The organism is Brumicola pallidula DSM 14239 = ACAM 615 (assembly GCF_000428905.1).
GTDB classification, from domain to species: Bacteria; Pseudomonadota; Gammaproteobacteria; order Enterobacterales; family Alteromonadaceae; genus Glaciecola; species Glaciecola pallidula.
The window spans coordinates 36,185-57,789 of the sequence record NZ_AUAV01000005.1 but is presented as its reverse complement, the minus strand read 5'-3'; the positions used below and the strand labels follow the sequence as shown (position 1 = coordinate 57,789).

At 41.5% G+C, this 21,605-nt stretch carries 17 protein-coding genes; 4 read left to right on the top strand and 13 right to left on the bottom strand.

Annotated features, from left to right (window positions below):
- Positions 1-4: 4 nt before the first annotated feature.
- From rplC to G399_RS0100245, 3 genes are all read right to left on the bottom strand, one after another.
- The gene (rplC, locus tag G399_RS0100255; protein WP_006012790.1) at positions 5-643 is read right to left on the bottom strand and encodes a 50S ribosomal protein L3; all 639 of its coding nucleotides are present in this window, start codon (positions 641-643) and stop codon (positions 5-7) included.
- 18 nt (positions 644-661) lie between these two features.
- The gene (gene rpsJ, locus G399_RS0100250) at positions 662-973 is read right to left on the bottom strand and encodes a 30S ribosomal protein S10 (RefSeq protein WP_006012796.1); all 312 of its coding nucleotides are present in this window, start codon (positions 971-973) and stop codon (positions 662-664) included.
- Positions 974-1,354: 381 nt separating this feature from the next.
- On the bottom strand, positions 1,355-2,005 hold the full coding sequence (locus G399_RS0100245) for a glutathione S-transferase (protein ID WP_006012797.1): 651 nt from the start codon (positions 2,003-2,005) through the stop codon (positions 1,355-1,357).
- 157 nt (positions 2,006-2,162) lie between these two features.
- Here G399_RS0100245 and G399_RS0100240 point away from each other — a divergent pair, with 157 nt between their 5' ends.
- Positions 2,163-4,445 (top strand): peptidase U32 family protein, encoded by a 2,283-nt coding sequence (locus G399_RS0100240; protein ID WP_006012798.1) that lies wholly within the window; start codon positions 2,163-2,165, stop codon positions 4,443-4,445.
- A gap of 274 nt (positions 4,446-4,719) precedes the next feature.
- Positions 4,720-6,951 carry a GspE/PulE family protein gene (locus tag G399_RS0100235; protein WP_006012799.1) on the top strand — a complete coding sequence of 744 codons (2,232 nt, stop codon included), beginning with the start codon at positions 4,720-4,722 and terminating at the stop codon, positions 6,949-6,951.
- Positions 6,952-6,964: 13 nt separating this feature from the next.
- Here the strand turns inward: G399_RS0100235 and G399_RS0100230 are convergent, their stop codons facing one another.
- Together G399_RS0100230 and G399_RS19865 are read right to left on the bottom strand one after the other, a co-directional pair.
- Positions 6,965-8,692: a helix-turn-helix domain-containing protein gene (locus G399_RS0100230; RefSeq protein WP_006012800.1), complete on the bottom strand. Its 1,728-nt coding sequence runs from the start codon at positions 8,690-8,692 to the stop codon at positions 6,965-6,967.
- Between the two features lie 120 nt (positions 8,693-8,812).
- The gene (locus tag G399_RS19865) at positions 8,813-9,385 is read right to left on the bottom strand and encodes an HAD family hydrolase (RefSeq protein ID WP_034895647.1); all 573 of its coding nucleotides are present in this window, start codon (positions 9,383-9,385) and stop codon (positions 8,813-8,815) included.
- Positions 9,386-9,709: 324 nt separating this feature from the next.
- On the opposite strand from G399_RS19865, the gene G399_RS0100220 reads away from it, so the two are divergent.
- Together G399_RS0100220 and G399_RS0100215 are read left to right on the top strand one after the other, a co-directional pair.
- On the top strand, positions 9,710-10,006 hold the full coding sequence (locus G399_RS0100220; protein WP_006012802.1) for a YebG family protein: 297 nt from the start codon (positions 9,710-9,712) through the stop codon (positions 10,004-10,006).
- Positions 10,007-10,124: 118 nt separating this feature from the next.
- Positions 10,125-10,877 carry an MBL fold metallo-hydrolase gene (locus G399_RS0100215; RefSeq protein ID WP_006012803.1) on the top strand — a complete coding sequence of 251 codons (753 nt, stop codon included), beginning with the start codon at positions 10,125-10,127 and terminating at the stop codon, positions 10,875-10,877.
- Between the two features lie 43 nt (positions 10,878-10,920).
- Here the strand turns inward: G399_RS0100215 and tldD are convergent, their stop codons facing one another.
- From tldD to G399_RS0100175, 8 genes are read right to left on the bottom strand one after another with little or no spacing between them, the layout of a single operon-like run.
- Complete coding sequence (gene tldD, locus G399_RS0100210) at positions 10,921-12,366, bottom strand: metalloprotease TldD (protein WP_006012804.1); 1,446 nt, start codon at positions 12,364-12,366, stop codon at positions 10,921-10,923.
- On the bottom strand, positions 12,363-13,196 hold the full coding sequence (locus tag G399_RS0100205) for a carbon-nitrogen hydrolase family protein (RefSeq protein WP_006012805.1): 834 nt from the start codon (positions 13,194-13,196) through the stop codon (positions 12,363-12,365). Before G399_RS0100205 ends, tldD begins: the two co-directional genes overlap by 4 nt.
- The gene (locus G399_RS0100200) at positions 13,196-17,053 is read right to left on the bottom strand and encodes a YhdP family protein (protein ID WP_006012807.1); all 3,858 of its coding nucleotides are present in this window, start codon (positions 17,051-17,053) and stop codon (positions 13,196-13,198) included. The genes G399_RS0100205 and G399_RS0100200 overlap by 1 nt, the downstream gene beginning before the upstream one ends.
- Positions 17,050-18,516: a ribonuclease G gene (gene rng / locus G399_RS0100195; protein WP_006012808.1), complete on the bottom strand. Its 1,467-nt coding sequence runs from the start codon at positions 18,514-18,516 to the stop codon at positions 17,050-17,052. The genes G399_RS0100200 and rng overlap by 4 nt, the downstream gene beginning before the upstream one ends.
- Positions 18,513-19,097, bottom strand: coding sequence for a Maf family protein (locus tag G399_RS0100190; protein WP_006012809.1), 585 nt, complete (start codon positions 19,095-19,097; stop codon positions 18,513-18,515). Before G399_RS0100190 ends, rng begins: the two co-directional genes overlap by 4 nt.
- A gap of 1 nt (position 19,098) precedes the next feature.
- Positions 19,099-19,575, bottom strand: coding sequence for a rod shape-determining protein MreD (mreD, locus tag G399_RS0100185; protein ID WP_006012810.1), 477 nt, complete (start codon positions 19,573-19,575; stop codon positions 19,099-19,101).
- Complete coding sequence (mreC, locus tag G399_RS0100180; protein ID WP_006012811.1) at positions 19,572-20,471, bottom strand: rod shape-determining protein MreC; 900 nt, start codon at positions 20,469-20,471, stop codon at positions 19,572-19,574. Before mreC ends, mreD begins: the two co-directional genes overlap by 4 nt.
- Before the next feature lie 27 nt (positions 20,472-20,498).
- The gene (locus G399_RS0100175) at positions 20,499-21,542 is read right to left on the bottom strand and encodes a rod shape-determining protein (RefSeq protein ID WP_006012812.1); all 1,044 of its coding nucleotides are present in this window, start codon (positions 21,540-21,542) and stop codon (positions 20,499-20,501) included.
- Positions 21,543-21,605 lie beyond the last annotated feature (63 nt).

Sequence of the window (21,605 nt, the reverse complement as noted above, 5' to 3'; positions counted from 1 at the left end):
GACGTTACGCTTTGCCAGCTGGCAAGACGATGACGTCACTGCCAGTTGCGCCAGGTACGGCACCTTTAATTAATAAAAGGTTGTTTTCAGCATCTACGCGAACTAGTTCTAAAGACTGAGTGGTGATGCGCTTGTTACCAAGCTGACCTGCCATCTTCTTGCCTTTAAATACTTTACCAGGTGATTGGTTCTGACCAATTGACCCTGGAGCACGGTGAGATAGTGAGTTACCGTGTGTCATGCGTTGATGACTAAAATTCCAACGCTTAATTACACCGGCAAAACCTTTACCTTTAGATGTACCTGCTACATCGACTTTCTTCGTGTCATTGAAGATCTCAACAGTGATTTCACTGCCTACTTCAATATCACCACCTTCACTTTCGTTTAGGCGGAATTCCCACAAGCCGCGGCCTGCTTCCACGCCAGCTTTTGCAAAATGTCCTGCAGAAGCTTTATTGACGCGGTTGGCTTTTTTAGTGCCAGCGGTAACTTGTAGTGCACGATAACCGTCAGTTTCCTCAGTACGTAACTGAGTAACACGGTTAGGGGTCGCTTCAATAACAGTTACAGGGATAGATACGCCATCTTCTGTGAAGATACGAGTCATGCCCACTTTACGACCGATAAGACCAATCGACATTGTTATTACCCTCTCTTGTTAGCCCAGGCTGATTTGAACATCAACGCCGGCAGCCAAGTCCAATCTCATCAATGCATCAACTGTTTTATCAGTCGGTTCAATGATATCTACTAAACGTTTGTGTGTGCGGATTTCGTACTGATCTCGTGCGTCTTTATTAACGTGCGGAGAAGTTAGAACCGTGTAGCGCTCTTTGCGTGTTGGTAAAGGAATAGGACCCGATACTTGTGCGCCAGTGCGTTTCGCGGTTTCTACAATCTCTGCTGTAGACTGATCGATCAACTTGTGATCAAACGCTTTTAAGCGAATACGAATTCTTTGATTTGGCATCGATAAAGCTCCAATCGAAAGAACAAAATAAATCACCTTTTCACTCCTACTGCCTTCTTAAAAAGCGCGGATGAAAAGATGTGCGTAAACCATTGACCTCCAATTGAGGTCCTGTTCATATGTTAGCGTGTTGCTTGCTGTTAGTTTACCCGAGTAAATTAATACTAGTGTAATCAGTTTGCTTGCTACGTGGCGTATAACTAAAGAAGCATAAGCTTATAGACCTAGTTATTCGACCCGCTAAACAATGTCTTTTATAAGGAACTTTAAAAGCGCCTGTGGAGACAGTGGGCGCAAATCATACAGAAATTGAGCAGGAAGGCAAGAACTTAATGTGAATAATGTAATACATAACAACTTTACCCTCACATTAAGCAATAACTACTCGCCACAAAATACAACTATCTCATTACCCTCTTGCCATATCGGGTATGGCGTCATCACTTTATTGAACATGCCACTTTGCAAATACCTATTTAGCCAACGTTTAAGGTTTAGATAAGAAGACTGCACATACCATTGGCGCTCAACTTTGGCAAATTGACGGATAAATGGGAATATTGCGATGTCAGCTATACTTTCATGTTCACCAAAAATATAATCATGTTCGGATAAGCGTTGTTCTAAGTCTTGAATATACGCTTCACAGGCTTGTCTGCATTCTACTAAATTGGGTTCATGATAACGCTTGGCCGCTTTGTAGCGCTCTATGCAAGGCTTAAATTCACGGTCATACACCGCTATAAAGGCTAACAGGTCAGGCAGCTTGCCTGCACTTTCAAGCAATAAATTCGCTGGGTCGCTCTTACCCAGACTCCACAGCATAACGTCTAGGCTTTCATCTATGACTTGTTTGCGCGATACCACTAAAATAGGAACAGTTCCCTTTGCAGAGGCTATAAGCATAGCGGCTGGTTTATTTGTCAATTTAACATCACGCAACTCAACCGCTTGTTGCGACTTAAAGATCGCCAGTCTTGCCCGCATTGCGAACGGACAGTGTCTGAGGGAATACAGAATTGGTAAGGTCATTCAAATAGTCACCCTATATGGTTGGTTTTTTGTACATATAGCGAGTTAAAAGCTAGATTCTTATTATCTGTACACTTTATCGGTATAAAGACGGTAAATATACAGGTAAGATCCTATTAAAGTTAATTCAGCGTAATAGTAGTTATAAGTAATGAAGATGAGTTCAAACATTGAGTTGTTAGCACCGGGTGGCGATATTGAAGCAATTAAAGCGGCCATTATAGCAGGTGCTGATGCGGTCTATTGTGGTTTAGATAGCTTTAATGCACGCAACCGTGCATCAAATATCTCATTTGATGAGCTCGTGGGTGTTATTCGTTTAGCTCATCAGTATGACTGTGAAATATTTTTGACCTTAAATATTGTTATTTTGGAGCGCGAATTCAAAACAATGGCTAAGTTGCTAAGTAAATTGGCTAACACCACTTTAGATGCTGTAATTGTCCAAGATATTGGCATGTTTTATCTCATTAGAAAATATTTTCCAACGCTTAATATTCATGCCTCAACACAAATGACCACACACAATATCGGTCAAATTCCTTTTCTAAAAAAATTAGGCGCAACTCGGGTTAATTTATCCAGAGAATTAAACTTGCGTGAAATAACTGAAATGGCGGCGTCAGGGTCGCAGCACGATATATTAACTGAGGTGTTTGTTCACGGTTCTCTGTGCGTCGCATTCTCGGGTCTATGTTATTCAAGTTCAGCAAGTGTAGGCAATTCAGGAAATCGTGGGCGTTGCAGTCAAGCATGTCGAGAAGAATATGAAACCACAGCAACTGGCAATAATTTTCCACTAAACATTAAAGACAATTCAGCCTTTTTTGACCTACCCGCATTAATTGATGCAGGTGTTCATTCATTTAAGATTGAAGGGCGAATAAAGGGCGCAAGTTATGTACATACGGTGGTGGATAGTTTCCGTAAACAAATCGATGGTTATTTGCAGACCGGCGAGTTAACCCAAGATGGTGAACGACTGTATAAAGTATTTAACCGGGATTTGACCAATGCTTTCTTGCGCGGCGACTTAAATCAATCGATGTTTATTGAAAACCCTCGAGATAACTCAAGCAATCACATAATTGCGGCTAAAAATGCGATTTCGGTTGTACAAATTTACGATGCAAAACAAGAACTGCAACATGAAAAAGATGAAATTAACGCAACCGTTTTTGACAAGATAAAACATTTGAGCGTCGAAAAAGCATCCTTGAATTTGCATTTTAGTGGCGAAGTTGGAAGCCCATTAAGTATAACAGCGACGATTGAAGAAGATGGGTTATTGCCTGGTTCACCAAGTAAGACAAGAACTATAACAGTGTTGTCAAACCAACCCTTAATTAATAGTAAAGAGCCTAACATCGACATGGTCACGCTGAATAAGCGTTTCAAAAGTTTTAACAACGCAAGTTACAAGCTAACGACAATTGATGCAGGCGCCGTTAAGCCAAACCTGAGTTTAGTGTTTAGTTCACTTACGGCACTTAAAAACGAATTAGCCCTTATATTAAATGACAGCAAAGAAGTGCTACCAGAAGTAACTCTACCAAGGCTTGAGAAAAACCCAAAAGCAGACATCGATACGTCGCCTAAACTGTCTTTATTGATTTGTGATAAAAGCGACGTGCATTTAGCCGATAGTACCGACGCTGACATTTATTTTAAATTACCTGATGCGTATAAACGCGGCTGCACCGAATATATTGATTTTTTGCAAAAGAATCCGCGTTTAATTCCATGGTTTCCACCGGTCTTAATTGGCAAAGACTACGATGTCGCCCTTACTATTTTAGAGCAAGTAAAACCCGAGCTCATTGTGACTAATAATACCGGCATTGCATACCGCGCTTTTGAACTCGGTATCGAGTGGATTGCCGGCCCATTTTTAAATACAACAAACTCCTATGCATTATTAGCTATGCAAGAAACCTTTAATTGCAGTGGTGCGTTCATTTCTAACGAAATTAACAGACAACAAATTCAAACCATCGCACGCCCTAAAAATTTCAAAATGATGTATAGCATTTATCATCCCATTTTATTGATGACCAGCCGCCAATGTTTTTTCCAACAAAGTGTGGGGTGTGAAAAGCCGCGTATTGATAATGGTTGTATGCTGTCTTGTGACAAATCGACTAGCATAACTAACCTTAAAGGCGACTCATTTTCCATCGATAAACAAAAAGCAGGTTATCCGAGTATCTATAATCAAGATCAGTTTATGAATATGGAAATTATTAACGATTTAGGCTACCTGTTTGATAGTTTTATGATTGATTTAACCAATATAGGCGCCGGTGACAAAATGTCTCCCGACAAGGAGCAGCTGATTGCTCAGTTCGAACAGCTGCTTAACGGCAACACAACAGTAGAAGCGAACTTAAACACGCTGGTGCCACAATCAACCAATGTGCAATATCACAATGGCTTATAGGGCACAGTGATTTAACATCATGTATGCCGGAATCCCGCCTCCTGACCTGACATAAGTAAACTGTCCGACTAGTCGTCTACAATTCATACATTATATTAATTATAGTAAGAGTTAATTGCTCAAAAGTGCAGCTAATTTGCTGCAAATTAAGAAAAAATCACGATTTTTTGCAACGTTGCCGATAGCTTAGCTATACGTATGTATTCAAATTTAGTCTGGGTCTACAGGCGGTATCACTCTATTATAATCGCATATCGAGGAAAAAAGATTTTATATGATTGAAAGTACGGCGCATCAACCAGCCATAGATAACCTGCAAGCTCAGTTGGACGCGCATCCAACACTGATGGCTGCTTACGCACAAGTTGAGCCTATTATATTGCAGATTTTTGGCGCGCAACGGATGAGTTTGTTTCAACGCAGACGGCAACATCAAGATCTGGTAGCTCGATTTAAAACCGGAAAAGAAACCAAACAAATTAAAGTACCGATAAGCCCACTCTCCATTGCCGGTTATGTCGCATTGGCGCAACGCCCACTGGTGATAGACGATCCTTATAACGCTGAGCAGCTGGCTTCAGTGCATCCAAGACTTAGGTTTGCAGGACAATTCGACAAATCAGGTACTTTCAAAACCCGTAATATATTGTGTGTCCCCGTTATTAATGCCGATGTATTGATGGGTGTCATGCAAATTATTAACAAAAATGATTCACCATTCAACGATAAAGACGTGGAAATTGCGGTTAAGGTTGCACAAATACTCGGTGATAAATTCCGATACGAATTAGGTGGCACTAAACATCAATTCGAATATTTAATACATAGAGGACTCACGTCGCAAAAAATTATCGACGAACTATCAGAGAATCAAGCCACCACTAAACAAGTTATTCAACGCCTTATATCAGAACAGCGCATCGCTGAAGATGAGATTGGCAACGCTATATCGGTGCATTATCAAGTCCCTTTTATCGGGTATATGCCTGATAAGTATCATTTGTATCAGAGCGATAGCAGACTCAATCTATCTTATTTGAAGCGCAACCATGTAGCCGTTGTATCGGATGCTAATGACAGTCCTATTGTGTTGATGGCTGAGCCTAATAACGCCACGCTTTTAATGGAAATAGAAAGCGCGTTAGGCATTGATAGTTATGAAATTGCGGTTGGCCTTCCAACTCATATTTTGCAGTACCTAGGCGCTAATATAGGCGGGTCTGGACCCGGTGAACTAGACGAAATTCTGGATGAAATTGGTACAAGCGGTGAAGAAATTGAAGATCTGGGAGATGATCTTGCTGATGACGCCCCCGCCGTTGTTCGATTGGTTAGTCGTGTATTACATGATGCCAAAAGATTGAACGCGTCTGATATTCATGTTGATCCTGAGAAAGGTGCACCTACTCGCGTAAGAATGCGTGTTGATGGTGTCATACGTGATATCAATCAAGTTCCTGCTTCTCACCATAACGCGGTAATTGCGCGGATAAAAATCATGGCGAGTATGAATATCGCAGAAAAGCGCGTGCCACAAGATGGTAAGTTAACCTTTAAGATGTCTGGTCAGCCTGTCGAGGTGCGTGTTGCCACAATCCCCACCATTGCTGGTGAAGGTGTCGTTATGCGTATATTGGCGACAGGCGGTGCAATGCCTATTGGCAAGATGAATTTGTCGCCGCGCAATATGGACATGTTAGAAGTCATGATTAAAAATCCACACGGCATCCTTCTTGTGGTGGGACCCACAGGCTCTGGAAAAACCACCACGTTGCACGCTGTGTTGGGTTATCTGAATACACCTGATAAAAAGATTTGGACTGCTGAAGATCCAGTGGAAATTACTCAGCCTGGATTACAGCAAGTGCAAGTAGCACCCAAAATTGGCTTTACCTTTGCAAATGCGTTGAGAGCATTCTTGCGTGCCGACCCAGACATAATACTGATTGGTGAGATGCGAGATAAAGAGACTGCGCATGCTGGTATTGAAGCGTCATTAACGGGTCACTTAGTATTATCAACTCTGCATACTAACTCCGCACCTGAAACTATTACGCGTTTACTCGATTTAGGCTTGGATCCAGTTAATTTTGCTGACGCTTGTGTCGGTATATTAGCGCAGCGTTTAATTAGAACAATATGCCCTGATTGTAAAGAAACGTATACCGCCAGTGATGATGACAAAGCATTTATTCGACGCCAATATGGTGAAAGCTATTTAGATGAATTAGAAATAGATTTTGATGCTGACATCGAGCTCACTCGTGGAGCAGGTTGTGATACTTGTGGCGGCACGGGTTATAAAGGCAGAACGGGGGTTCACGAATTACTTGGCATGTCGAATGAACTAAGAGGGATGGTTTACAAAGAAGCGTCAGTTCCGGAAATGAAAGCACAAGCAGCAAAGGATGGCATGAGAACGCTAATCCAAGATGCCATTCTTAAACTATTGAAAGGCGATACTGATATTGCCCAAGTGCAAATATTAGGCGGCGGTGTTCATTAATGTAAACCGTCACTTATGCAAATTGCGCCACCAGTCTTGATGGCGCAAAACCATATTCTGCTTTAAAACAAGTACTAAAGTAAGAGGCTGAACTAAAACCCACCTCAAACGAAGCTTCATTGATTGTATAGCCTTTATTTAGTAGATTTTTCGCTTTCTCTAATCGATATTTTTTTAAATGCTCTTTAAAGTTATGTGAGTAATATTCACTTAACCTTCTATTCAAAGTCCGTAAACATACATTCATATGGTGGGCCGCAATTTCACGCGTAAACTGATCATTAGCAAAATTGTCGGCCATCATTTCATTGAAACGAATAATGAAACTTCTATCTTTGTCGTTATCAAAAGCAGCTGCTTGAGGTACATCAAGTTGCTGACGATGATATTCAGATAGCTTTTCTCCTACTTTTTCTGCAACTCGCTGCTGCTGCTCGATTAAACCAGCAACCGTTAATTGCAATTCCGTTGGCCTTAATGGTTTTTCTATAACACAACTAGCGCCAAGCCTCAGGGCCGACAATCTGAAGCTTTGAGCCGCAATACCGCAACTAATGACTATGGGTATATTTTCGGATTTTGGATTTTTTCGAATGAGTTTAATCAGTTCTAACGAGTCCATATCAGGTAAAATTTGATCCAGTAAAATAACTGACGGCTGCAAGTTGTGTATTAGTTGCATCGACTCCAAAGGTGTTATGCAGGCAAAACAGTGATAGTTTGATTGTAATGCTCGGTGCATTACCATCTGACTGGTGTCATTTTGATCGATAATCAGCACTTTTGGCTTGCCACGCTCGACAGGCTCTAGACCGGCTATTTGATGAGACTCTTGAACCACTGCAAACTCTCGTTCATCTGATGCTATAGCACTGGATGTTGCTGGTAAAGAGATATAAATCACAGTTGTATAATTGAGCGCACTGACCAGTTTTACTGAACCGCCAAGCTGGGTAACGAGTCGGTAAATACTGGCTAAATTTAAGTCGCCTTCATTATCTTCAGCTCGTTTAGCATTATGGAAACGCGGATTAGTGCGCACAGACAAATGAATATTATGAATTTCTTGGCTACTTATTCCCTCGCCCCAAGCCGTCACGCTAAAATTGAAACTAGTAACACACGCATCACAACGGAGGCTCAATGTGGTGTTTGGATATGCCGCTTTTGAGGCGTGTAGTATCAAACCTCTGACTATTTTATCGAGCGTGCCTTTGGGTATATTGAGCATACTATGGCCCTGTTGTAAAAGGTCCAACTGCTGACCTTTCGCAGCAAGGATCGCATTCAGCATCATTTCGTTGTCTGCAAATACCAATTTAGTACTAACCGCACTATCAATGCCGTCTCTTTTCTGATTTCGTAACGTAAAGTAGGCGAGTCGCTCAGCTAATTCTGATACTTTGCGCCAGTTGTGTTTCTTAGATCCTCTTCGTTCACTGTCTTCGTTCGCGTAAAACAGTGCGCTGTTTTGTTGTTCAAACTCTTCTGTAATGACCGACTGAATAGTTGCACCAATATTAGTCACGCTAATTTGCTGAAAATTAAGCGTCTCCAATATTTCTTTCTTTCGAATGTTAAGCGTGTTGAATTCTAGGACTAGGTGTTGGTATTTTGAAAACAGCTTTTTATAGAAAAGGTAGAAAATAATAACCAATAACAAAAGAATAAGGCAACATATAATAAAGCCAAGAATTAAGTAGCTATACCCATTTGAGGAATTAATTTGTTCATTAAGCATACGGCCTTTCCTGTACTAAATAAGCGCTTGTTCCTTAATACATATTGCTAACTTAGCACGCTATAAACAACTGATCAAAAGAAGAGTATATCTGAAAGCAGCTCTCAGGAACCTGAAACGTTAGGCCTTAGGTTTTTCGATATAGGACAAACACGTTTTGTAGTCACTAATACCTGCTTGGTATTTGTATAACCAAGCCTGCATATCTGCATTATGAGCGGCTTGAATGTCATAGATGTAATCACCCAAATAAGCAATTTCATGGGTTTCTATTTGCCAACGATCAGCAATGCTAAGTAACGCCGTCGGGTCTGGTTTAGCGGGAGCGTCTTCGCGAGTAAACACAATGTCGATGCCGATATTATTCCTATTCAGTTTGAGCTCAGTTGCTTGTCTGCAATTACGAGTCACAATTGCCAGAGGCAAAGCATGTAATCTTGCGACCTCAACAAAAGCCTCAGCGCCAGGTAACCAAACTGAGGTCTGTGCGTCATGTAACTCATGGTCAAGAACAACTCTATTTGCTTCGCTTTGTTGTTTAGAACAAGACAAATTGCTAATAAAAGTAAGAATATCGTCTTTTATAGGACAGCCTATATCACGCTTAATTGCAGCAAAATCCAAGCTTGTTTGCACTAGAGTATCGTCCAAATCAAAAATAATGCCTTTAACCTGAGTAAACTGAAATTTGATATGCGACTCCTATCGCTATTTTTAAAAAAGCATAGATTTATTTGCTAGACTAGGCTGTATAATCTCGTATGCAGAAAAACCATTACGAATAAGTTAACGTTATTAATAGTATAAGCACATAATAAATACACGTCACAAATAAACATGATCAGCACTTGTTCTGTATAAACCGCGTAAAAGTTCAAATGTATTAACATCTATTTATATAAGGCATGGCTCACCTATATCGAGGCTAGTAATGCACTCAATAAACTGTTTATTTATACAGTGATTATATGTATAGTGAACACTTAGTTTTATTTATTAAAAATCATGGAGGCCATTATGGCAGTTATCACTCAGTATGTGGTTCAGCATAAAGGAGTTGAGAAATTGGTGACAACAGACAAGAAAGAGGCTGATAAGTACGACAAAATGTTAGAGGTCGCCGACAACCTTAGTGCTTATTTGGCAGCTAAAGGCATTGTTCTGGATGAAGCAATTTCTGAAGAATTAGGCATCTTGTTATCTAAAAATAAAGAGTCGGTCATGAAGATAATGAAAGGGGGTGAAGTTGATGGTATTCTGGAAGTCGAATCAGCCGAAGTAGTGGAATTATCTTCAGCAAAGAAAAAGAAATAGCGTAGTCATAAAACACTGCCTGCACTAATAAGTCACCATCACCAAAAAAAATTAGTGAGTCGATATCTAAAAGAGTAACGTGACGCTGGTCTGAGCAGTTTGTCGAGTGTTGGTTTTAATGAAAATTCATGTGTTAAAAGGGTTTATACAAAACATCTTTTTAGTTGAGTATCCGGATAAGTGCATGTTGCTGGACGGTTGCTCTAAAGCGGATTTTACTACATTACAGACGTTTTTCACGCAAGTCCTGAAACGTCCACTGACTGACCTAAAAGTTGTCATTGTTACTCACATGCACCCTGATCATGCTGGCTGCGCGCATTATTTGAGAAAAATAACGGGTTGCAAGATTGTCAGCTGTCAGTGCGAGAAACAATGGTATCGAGGTGTTAAAGGCCGATTTGCTCATGCTATCGATATTATGCTCGCACTTTGGGTAGCAGGTAAAATGAAAAGACCAAGAAAAAATATTTGGTATCCTGCACATTTACATCCAGACGTAACATTGGGTGATAGCCAAACAGTTCCGGGCTTTGATGATTGGCAAGTGTTCGAAACGCCGGGGCACACAGATAGAGATCTATCGATTATGCATACACCAAGCAAGCGTATTTATGTCGCCGACCTCATTGTTAAAGTCAAAAATAAGCTCTCCCCTCCTTTTCCAGTTTACATACCCGCGCTTTATAAACAGTCGCTATTGAAGCTACAAGCATTACAGCCAAATTCAGTTATGATGGCGCATGTAGGCGAATTGACGCTTACCGAACATGATTATGCAGATTTACTTAATAAGGCACCAACACATCCAGAGACAAATAAAGTGGCAATAATCAGAATAATTAAGGGAAAGTTACTGGGAAAGAAATAGGGACTAAGGAGTAAATCCTAGCCCCTGTTACGAAATGAGTGCCTTAGACTGTTCCACCTACGGTAAGTTTATCCACTTTCAGAGTCGGTTGACCAACACCAACAGGCAGTGATTGACCATCTTTACCACAAACACCAATACCCATATCCAATGATAAATCATTTCCTATCATGGAAATTTGCTGCATGACTTCAGGTCCATTACCAATCAACGTAGCGCCTTTTATTGGTGTAGTTACCTTCCCATTTTCAATTAGGTAAGCTTCAGAAGTAGAGAACACGAATTTTCCAGAGGTAATATCGACCTGACCACCACCAAAGTTAGGAGCATAAATACCCCTCTCAACTGAAGCAATAATATCTTCAGGACTATGCTGCCCAGCGAGCATATAAGTATTTGTCATACGTGGCATTGGCAAATGTGCATAGCTTTCACGCCGTCCATTGCCAGTGGGACTTAACCCCATTAAGGACGCGTTATGCTTGTCTTGCATGTAGCCCTTTAACACGCCATCCTCAATAAGCACATTGCGCTGAGTCGGTACGCCTTCATCATCAACTGATAATGATCCGCGACGGTCTACCATTGTGCCATCATCAACTACAGTGACGCCTTTAGCGGCCACCTGCTGTCCAATACGACCACTAAATGTTGACGCACCTTTACGATTAAAATCCCCTTCAAGTCCATGACCAACTGCTTCATGTAAAAGCACACCCGGCCAACCACTGCCGAGAACAACCGGCATTTGTCCTGCGGGTGCTGGAACAGCAGCTAAGTTGACTTCAGCCATATGTATTGCTTCATCAGCAAGCTGTTCATATAACGGTTTATTGTCCTTAACGATACTTTCAAAGTAATCATAGGTGCGACGTCCGCCCGCACCTGCACTTCCACGCTCTCGTTTACCCTCTTTTTCAAGTAACACAGAGCAGTTTAAGCGAATAAGTGGGCGAATATCAGTTGCAAAAGTACCATCCGTAGCTGCAACTAATACTTCTTCATAGACACCGCTTAAACTGACAACCACTTGAGTTGCATGCGGAGCGGTTTTTCTAATGTAGCGATCTACGGTTTGTAAAAGCGTAATTTTGGCACTGTCTTGCATGCTCAAAATTGGATTTTTTTCAGTGTATAATGCCTTATGGCCCACGGCACTAAATCCATCGACCTTGTGTATACCGCCAGCAGGCGCTATTCCTCTGGCAGCCTTGCAAGCATCGGCTAAAGCACGACTTGAAATTTCATCAGAGTAAGCAAATCCAGTTTTTTCACCCGATATTACACGAACGCCAACGCCTCTCTCTATATTGTAACTGCCGTCTTTAACAATCCCATCTTCCAAGACCCAGCTTTCATGCTGGCTTGACTGAAAGTATAAATCAGCAAAGTTGGTTTGATGAGAAAACACGTCTTCTAATAAAGAAGAGAGCCTATTTTTGTCAATCCCTGAGGCCGTAAGAAGATTATGTTCTACAGATTGGCTCAAAATTGTTTCCTATTATGTTTATGTTGTTGTATCGGCATTTCTTTGCGAATGTTAGCCAATAATGCATTGTCATATTTAGCTGCAATCCAGCCTTCACCAGCAGGTAGATTAGCAAGTAATTCTCCCCATGGAGAATAAAGACAACTATTTCCATAGGTTTCGCGTCCATTATTATGAACGCCAGTTTGAGCAGATGCTACTACATAACACTGATTTTCGATACTCCTCGCTTGCAGCAAAGCGTGCCAGTGAGCCTCACCGGTGCGGCGCGTAAATGCACTGGGAACGACTAATATGTCAAGCTGCGGCATCTTTTGAATTAGCTCGGGGAAGCGCAAATCATAACAAACTATCTGCCCTACAGTGCCCCAAGGGCTATCGAAGGTAATGATGTTTTCACCAGGTAAAGTCGTTGCAGACTCCTTGTAGTAAGCTATATTGTCATTAACAATGACATCAAATAAATGAATCTTGTCATAACGGCTAACTACCACGCCTTCATTGTTATAAACCAAACTCGCCGCATAGAATTTCTCGGCCTCAGCGCTCACAACGTGATTTTTTAAAGGTTTTATTGGCAAGGTACCGGCTACAATCCACTTATTATAGCGCTTTGCTAACGTCGACACCGCAGACTGTATTGGCCCATCATCAAAAGTTTCGGCAATATCAATTTGTTTCTTATCGTGCGCCCCGAAGAAGGCAAAACACTCGGGTAAAACGACCAACTGTTGCTTGTCGTGTAGCTGTACTAATTGTCGTTCGATCGATTCTAAATTATGTTCGATACTCGGAGTCGAGGTTATTTGAATGGCAACAAGGTCAGTCATCACTCAGCACCATCTTTTACTTCCATCATTAGTGTATCTTCCTTGGTTGGAGGAATAAAATTATTATCCAGTTCAGGCAACGGGTCTCTTCTTGCTGGTAGCGCAACCTCAGTACTTTCTCGTCCAGTTTCGATTAGTACGGGAGCTTCTAAAGTGCCGGTAATACTATAATTGATGTTGGAAATCACTTTAGCCGATGTCAACACTTGATCGAGCGCCAACGCAGCCAGTGCGGTAGGTGGATTGACCATAAAATAGACCAACACTGGCAGGTTACCGGTTACATTTGGAGTAAAACTCACATTGTAATTAAGCTCCTTAGCGACTAAATCCGTGTAGCCATAAATTTCCATCTCACCGGCTCCACCATCTATCTTGGTATCTCGAGTGTCCGCTTTACCCTCTGTAATTTGCACGCTGCCTTGCATATCATCGTAGAAAAAACCTTTGGCAAACACATCTCTGAAATCTAAACTTAATTTTCGAACAAGTGAATCTAAACTCAGTAGTGTGAATATGCGTGAACCTTTGTCACTAACTTCGGTTATATAACCATCTGATAGCTGCCATTGCATTTCACCATCTAAATGGTCAAATGCAAAGTCGAATGGGGACGCTTTCCACGTAAACGCAAAATCCATTGCTGCTTCACTGTCCTTGATCCCAGAGTCAAATTGGAAATCTTTCAAAAACGCACCAAAATCTCCGCTTTTTAAATCACCATTAATGAAGGTGTAGTGATCATCGTTACGCTTGTACCACTGACCGTTTGCACGAATATTGCCGTTCTTGCCATTGATTTGAATATCTTCTATTCTCAAACCATCATTGTTAGGGAAACTTTCAAACTTAATTTCGCCTAAATGATTACCAAATACTTGGCATTCGTTGCAATTGATTCTAATGCGGGGCAATGATTGCGGCTCTATATCTGGGCGAGGCTGATTGTCCTGCTCCACCCATGTATCAAACCGAACGAAGTCAGCATCTATTTCAATTCCTTCCTCTATCCAACGATTATGAAATGTTATTTGTGCTTTGGCTTCATCGGACAAAACATCAAGTATCCAGTCGTTGTTCGTAGTTTTTACTGCCACGTTGACATCGGTAAGCGCTTGACCTGCGAAAATCAAATTTTCGGTTTCAATAAAAATACGTTGCGGTGCGGCCAATATTGGTTTTCGGGCTGATGAATTATCATCAGAAACACCGGCGAGTAGAGCTGAAATACTTTGATACCATGTAGCCAAGTATATTTTTGGTAACTTTGCACTAACACTAAAACCGACACCTCTACCAACAAAATCAGTTTCACCAATAGCTAAATGCGCTCGACTAAACTGCATTTCTTTATGCGGTAGAATACCGTCAAAGCGGATCTGTTCACCAAAGGCAAGTTTTATGGTTGAGGCTTGTGGATTGCCGTTAGCTTCAAGCTTAATTGTTTTGTTATCTCCTTGTTTTTTGTCAAAGGGCCCTGGCAAGATAGAGCTGACTTCATCTAATTTAGTAAACAATGTGGCCATATAAGAAAAGTCTTCTTTTCCTATGGCAACATTAATTGACGAGCTCCATGTCGAACTTCCTTTCACATAGTCGCCCAATTCGTTACTTACAAACGGGAGTAGCGGTTTCAGGTCCCAATTTCCATCAACCGATACATCAAAACGATATTCGTTATTGCTATTAGCACCGTTGAAATCAGCAATAATGGCTTGCCCAAGCAAATTCGCCTCTAGACCAGAAAAAAGCACGTTATCATTGTCAAATGTTATGCGCCCATCGACATTCTCTAAGTCTAATAACAAACTTGGAATTTGCACAAAATTGTTAGGCAAGGTCACAATACCGCTGGCTGATGTCTGCTGCGGAGCATCAAGAGGAATGTATAACGATAGTTTTGTGGTTAAATCGTTACTTACGATAATATCCGTACTTAATATTTTCCCTAGGCCCTCCGACAAGCTGCTCTTTGCTAGTAATCGCGAGACATCATCGCCGGAGCCAGTCGCCGTCGCTTCAATAATAAGATCAGCGCCAGCGACAAATAATGGAATGTAGCCTTTCAACTCTGTTACTTCCAAGCTTGCAATAGTCGCCGCCGTACTTTGCATTGATAAACCCAAGTTTTCAAAAGCTAAATCAATATCTAAGCCATCGACGCTAGGCCAACTACTGCTAAACGAAAAGTCTGCATCTTGTATCGCTACATTCGCTTGAAAGATACCTTGATTTTGCTTAAACGGAAATTGACTAAACTTGCCATGCCAAAGTAGTTGGGCACCTACTATTTTGCCCTGAGCATAGAAGGCCTCATTGAGATACCGACTAACACCTTCACCAAGATAGGGTTCTAATGGCAAAAATCGACGAATATGTGATACATCTAATTCACCAATATCCGTAGCCAGAGATAAAAAACCATTATTAACTTGGTATTCAAAAGTAGGCTTAATAGAAGTTTCAGGCAGCACAATGGCACCCGATGTTGAAGAGACAATCCAAGTATCATCGGTTTGATAAAATTGAATTGGCAAATCAATACTCTGAATATTTAAGGTTTGCGTAAAAATTTTGTCAGCCTTAATCTCAATGTTGTTACCCAACACGTGAATAGCGCCAATATTTTTTTGCCATGAAAATTCAGCATCTAGACTTGAAAGTCCCGGCACTTGTTGACTAGAACCCCACTGAATGTCGTTCATATTAAAATGTGCAGAAACACCAGTAGGTCTTTTTTGAATAGCTAAGTCTGAAATTGTACTTGTTGGTTTAAGCTCTTTTAACTGCTGGAGTAAGTTGCTATTAAACAAGCCAACGATTGGTAGTAGCGGGGTTATGGCGAAGCTATCTGTAGCTTGAACTTGCAGTTCGCCCTGTTTGGAAATAGACCCTTTCCAATTCGTCATTATGGTTTTGTCATACACGGAGACAGTGAGATCATTGACGTTAAATAGCCATTTATTATCCACAGGCTGAGCGACAAATACGCCGGATTCTATGCCGCTAGTTAGGTCTACTTCATCTTGCTTCCAAATAAATCTAGTTGGTTTTATATTGCCGTACACTTTCGTAATTGTTTTACGATTGATATCAGCCCAAAACTCAAAGTTGGCTCTGCCTTCAAGCAACTCACTCTCTAGAGCAGAAAACTCGTTGATCCAAGGAGATACATCTAATTCATCTGCTTTCGCATAAATAGTACCATCGAAGTTATCGGCTCGACCTTTTAGATCAATCACAAAAACCGCGGAATTAGTTGCAATCTCAGACACCGTAATAAGTCCAGAACCTTGGTGGCGTTCTCCTTTATTTATCCAAGACAAATTTGCGATATTAAAGGATTGGCGGTTATTTTCCCCGCTAATTGTTACCTCACTATTGACCAAGGAGAAGGTTTGTAACTGCTCAAGAAAAAGCCCCTCCAAAGCATCAAGAATTGGAAAGTCGTTGCCTGAGGTCTGAATTTGTTGTAAATCAATATCTAATGACAAACCATCTAAACTGAAGCTTTTTGACGAGACTTGACGCGTTAGCAGCGAATCCCAAAAATCGATTTCGACATAAATATCTCGGATATTCAATTGAATGGGTGAATTTTCACTCTGTTCGAGGGTAACACCTTCGAGCACAAGCGCAGGACCCACACCCTGCCATGAAGCTGAAATTGATTCAATTTGCAGACCTACGCCATATTCTGTTTGTGCGTAATCCTCAAAAATTTGTTTTTTGTCGTTTAGTAACGGCAAAGAATAGCGCAGCAGACTCATCAAAAGGGCGAATAAAACTAGCGTAATCGCGATGAGTGTCCATATTTTTCGGACAATATAAGTTGCTATACTTGACAGTTTATTCACATCATTACCACATCAAATTTGTCTTGATGATACAACAACTCCGTTTGTATTTTAATTTGCTTGCACACGAACACTTCCAATTCAGCCAACATATGGGATTCCTCACCTAAAAGTGCGTCAGCAACAATGGATGATGCATAAACGACGAATTTATCGGCTTCATAAGCGCGATTCACTCTGACAATTTCACGCATAATTTCAAAACAAATGGTTTCAACCGTTTTGATGCTGCCGCGGCCTTTGCAGGCAGGACATTCGCCACACAAGATATGTTCAAGGCTTTCTCGGGTGCGCTTGCGAGTCATTTCGATTAAACCCAAGGCAGTGAAGCCATGAATATTCGACTTTGCTCGGTCTTTACTCATTGCACCCTCTAGACTGTGTAGGACACGTCTTTTGTGATCTTGTTCCATCATGTCGATAAAGTCGATGAGTATCATGCCACCTAAGTTGCGCAAACGCAGTTGCCTAGCAATGGATAATGTGGCTTCGATATTGGTGTTAAAGATGGTTTCTTCTAAATTACGATGACCAACAAAAGCGCCCGTGTTGATATCTATGGTTGTCATAGCTTCGGTTTGATCGATAATAAGATAACCGCCTGATTTAAGATCAACTCTCCGTTCCAGTATACGTTGAGCCTCATTTTCAACATCATATAAATCGAAAATGGGACGCTCACCTGTATAGTATTCAAGCTTATTACTGAGTTCTGGAACATAGTCTTTGGTGAACTGCTGTAATTCGGTAAAAGATAACTTTGAATCAATTCGGATGCGATCTAATTCTGTACCAACAAAATCTCTTAATACACGTCGTGCCAATGGTAAATCTTCATACAACACGTGAGTTTTTTTAAGTTTAAGACGTGATTGAATTTTTGCCCATAAACGACGTAAAAAATCGGCATCTTGATGCAGTTCATTTTCAGAAACACCTTCCGCTGCCGTACGTAAAATAAAGCCGCCATTTTCATCACACAATGATTCAACTAAGCTCTTTAAGCGCTCACGTTCTGACGCATCCTCGATACGTTGTGAAATTCCTACATGCGTCACATTAGGCATGAATACCAAATAGCGTGAAGGTAATGTAATGTCTGTTGTTAAGCGTGCACCTTTGGTGCCAAGAGGATCTTTGACAACCTGAACAACAATGTCTTGGCCATCTCTGACTAATTCTCTTATGTCTTTCTTTTCTATCACAGTTTCAGATACTTCAACCGCAATTTCATCATGTACTGCAATGTCCGAGGCATGTAAAAATGCAGCTTTATCCAAGCCAATATCAACAAAAGCGGCTTGCATCCCAGGCAAAACTCGACTGACTTTGCCGCGATAAATATTCCCTACTAAGCCTCTTTTCGTGTGCCTTTCGATGTGAATTTCTTGCAGAATACCATTCTCGATTAAAGCCACTCTGGATTCTGATGGCGTCACATTAATTAACAGTTCTGCGCTCATTCATGTATTCCCATTTGTGCTAACATTGATTCTGTTTCAACTAGAGGTAGCCCAACAACGTTGCTGTAGCTGCCATTAATTTGTTTGACGAATTTTCCGCCTATACCCTGAATAGCGTAACTACCAGCCTTGTCGTGGGGTTCACCCGTTCGCCAATAGGCGCTTATTTGCTTATCAGATAGACTAGTAAATTCGACTTCAGTTCTCACCACTGTCGATATTTTTTTGTTTGCGCCAAACATCGCAACACCGGTCATAACAATATGGCGCTGCTCAGATAACTTTTTCAAGATTGTCATACTATCATTTTGGCTTAGCGGTTTACCAAAAATTTCAGCGCCAAACGTAACAATAGTATCAGCCCCGATAACTATAGAATCTGGATTTTTAAGCCATATTGCATGCGCTTTTGAATTAGCGAGTCGGCTAACAAGGGCCTCTGGCATCTCGCCTGAATGCGGCGTTTCATCGATGTCAGCCACTTGGATTTCAAAATCACTAAGGAGATATGATAGAAGCTCATGGCGACGGCTTGAAGCCGACGCTAGGATGACTTTAGGTAAGTTATGCAATTTAGGCATATTAGGTGACTCGGAATAATCTGCGGTAACGTCTTAAAAACCAAAACAACCAAGGCCATAAAAATACAGATGTGATAACCGGCCACAAAAACTCGAATCTAAACTGCACGCCAGTTAACCAATATTGTAGCCAGTAAACAAGCATATGATAGAGCATCGACAAGATAAAAATCATGATGGCCTGTTGCACCACACTGTAGTTTCTAAAACGTTGATAGTTGGCAGCAACTAAATACACTGGAATGACCATTGCAAAACTATGCACGCCCAAAGAAGTGCCGTAAAGCACATCCAAAACCACCCCACAAATAGCGGTTGCGCCGACACCAACTCTGTTGGGTAATGCCATCGTCCAATAACATAAAAGTAATAACAACCAATCCGGACGATAAACGTCAATAGACGCAGGCATGGGCATAATTTGCAGAATAAACGCCACAATAATGCTTGCTGGGATCAGAGTCTGATTTAACTTCACTGCTTTTCCTCTAAGTCTTCAGGTGGTATCGCATCAGTTAATATCGTATTTGGCGCAATCGCGCCTGCTGGAGCAGTTTCTTGAGGCCAAAGAAGCAACAGGTATTTTATACGGTCTAATTTTGCAAATGGTGTTGCCGTGACTTCTGCAAAAGGTCTACTTTCATTGCGTATAATTTTAGTTATTGTGCCAACCGGATAACCTTCAGGGAAAACCTCTCCGAGTCCAGATGAGACGAGTATATCGCCTTCTTCAATATCTGCGCTATGAGGCACGTGCTGCAGCTGCAGAGAATCTAGGCTACCATCACCTACGGCAATGAATCGCACATTGTTACGCTCAATTCTAACGGGAATAGCGTGCGTAACGTCAGATATTAATAACACCCTGCTATTAGTAGTACCAACTTCAGATATTTGACCAACAATACCGCTATCATCTAATACTGACTGGCTTAAGAAAACACCATCTAAGGCCCCTTTATTTATCACAATTTGATGACTGTAGGGGCTGGTATCGACGGCCATAAGTTCAGTGATCATTTTGTGCATGCTGTCGCGCACTGGCGCATCGAGCAGTTTACGCAAGTTTTTATTTTCTTGTTCTAATATGCGAAAGCGCTGAAGTTGCTCGCTCATCAAGGTAACTTGGTTGGTTAGTTTTTCATTATTTTTTAACAGTGTTTGGCGCGAACTAAAACGATCTGCGCTCCAGCTCAGCATTGCACCTGGCAAGTTCGCAATGTATTGCAGCGGACTTACCATTGAATTCAGATAAGTCCTTGCAGTGGCAAAGTTAGCCACTTTGGTATCTACAATCATAGCGCCAAGAGATAGCACTAAAATAATAGCTAAGCGAACAAATAAACTTGGGCCACGAGCAAAAACTTCATTCATATTAAAATAAAAGGCTAACGCCAGCCCTTATTCATAACTAAATAAGTCGCCACCATGTAAATCAATCATGTCGAATGCTTTACCACCACCACGAGCAACACATGTAAGAGGGTCATCAGCAATAACGACGGGGATACCCGTTTCTTCCATTAATAAACGATCGAGGTCTTTTAACAATGCACCACCACCTGTGAGGACCATGCCTCGTTCGGAAATATCCGATGCCAGTTCAGGTGGAGACTGCTCTAAGGCAACCATGACTGCACTGACTATGCCTGACAATGGTTCTTGAAGGGCTTCTAAAATTTCGTTGCTGTTAAGAATAAAGCCACGAGGAACACCTTCTGCAAGATTACGACCGCGAACTTCAATCTCTCTTACTTCTTCGCCAGGATAGGCAGTACCAATCTCGTGCTTAATTCGCTCTGCGGTAGCTTCGCCAATGAGCGAGCCAAAATTTCTGCGGATGTAGTTAATGATAGCTTCGTCAAATTTATCACCACCAATTCTGACTGATGAAGAATACACCACACCATTCAAAGAAATGATAGCCACTTCGGTTGTACCACCGCCAATATCAACGACCATTGAACCGGTTGCTTCAGATACAGGTAAACCAGCACCAATAGCCGCTGCCATTGGCTCGTCAATTAAGTAAACTTCACGAGCACCAGCACCCAATGCCGATTCGCGAATTGCACGGCGCTCAACTTGTGTTGAACCGCACGGCACACAAACCAAAACACGAGGACTTGGTCTGAGGAAGTTATTGTCATGGACCTGCTTGATAAAATGCTGAAGCATTTTTTCAGTCACGTAAAAATCGGCAATAACGCCGTCTTTCATGGGTCGAATAGCCTTGATGTTTCCCGGCGTTCGGCCTAGCATTTGCTTTGCTTCGTGGCCTACTGCAGCCACACTTTTTGGACCACCTGCTCGCTCTTGGCGTATAGCCACTACTGATGGTTCGTTGAGGACAATACCTTGATCCTTTATGTAGATAAGCGTGTTCGCGGTACCTAAATCGATCGAAAGGTCGTTTGAGAACATGCCTCGAAGCTTTTTAAACATGGAATGCCTTTGCGTTATTTTTGTTATTTTTTGGGCCCACGAATTCAGTTGAAAAAAAGAACT

Excerpts from the sequence above, each read along its gene's own strand:
- rplC (WP_006012790.1), bottom strand. The coding sequence starts at position 643 with ATGTCGATTGGTCTTATCGGTCGTAAAGTGGGCATGACTCGTATCTTC.
- rpsJ (WP_006012796.1), bottom strand. The coding sequence starts at position 973 with ATGCCAAATCAAAGAATTCGTATTCGCTTAAAAGCGTTTGATCACAAG.
- G399_RS0100245 (WP_006012797.1), bottom strand. The coding sequence starts at position 2,005 with ATGACCTTACCAATTCTGTATTCCCTCAGACACTGTCCGTTCGCAATG.
- G399_RS0100240 (WP_006012798.1), top strand. The coding sequence starts at position 2,163 with ATGAGTTCAAACATTGAGTTGTTAGCACCGGGTGGCGATATTGAAGCA.
- G399_RS0100235 (WP_006012799.1), top strand. The coding sequence starts at position 4,720 with ATGATTGAAAGTACGGCGCATCAACCAGCCATAGATAACCTGCAAGCT.
- G399_RS0100230 (WP_006012800.1), bottom strand. The coding sequence starts at position 8,692 with ATGCTTAATGAACAAATTAATTCCTCAAATGGGTATAGCTACTTAATT.
- G399_RS0100220 (WP_006012802.1), top strand. The coding sequence starts at position 9,710 with ATGGCAGTTATCACTCAGTATGTGGTTCAGCATAAAGGAGTTGAGAAA.
- G399_RS0100215 (WP_006012803.1), top strand. The coding sequence starts at position 10,125 with ATGAAAATTCATGTGTTAAAAGGGTTTATACAAAACATCTTTTTAGTT.
- G399_RS0100205 (WP_006012805.1), bottom strand. The coding sequence starts at position 13,196 with ATGACTGACCTTGTTGCCATTCAAATAACCTCGACTCCGAGTATCGAA.
- rng (WP_006012808.1), bottom strand. The coding sequence starts at position 18,516 with ATGAGCGCAGAACTGTTAATTAATGTGACGCCATCAGAATCCAGAGTG.
- G399_RS0100190 (WP_006012809.1), bottom strand. The coding sequence starts at position 19,097 with ATGCCTAAATTGCATAACTTACCTAAAGTCATCCTAGCGTCGGCTTCA.
- mreC (WP_006012811.1), bottom strand. The coding sequence starts at position 20,471 with ATGAATGAAGTTTTTGCTCGTGGCCCAAGTTTATTTGTTCGCTTAGCT.
- G399_RS0100175 (WP_006012812.1), bottom strand. The coding sequence starts at position 21,542 with ATGTTTAAAAAGCTTCGAGGCATGTTCTCAAACGACCTTTCGATCGAT.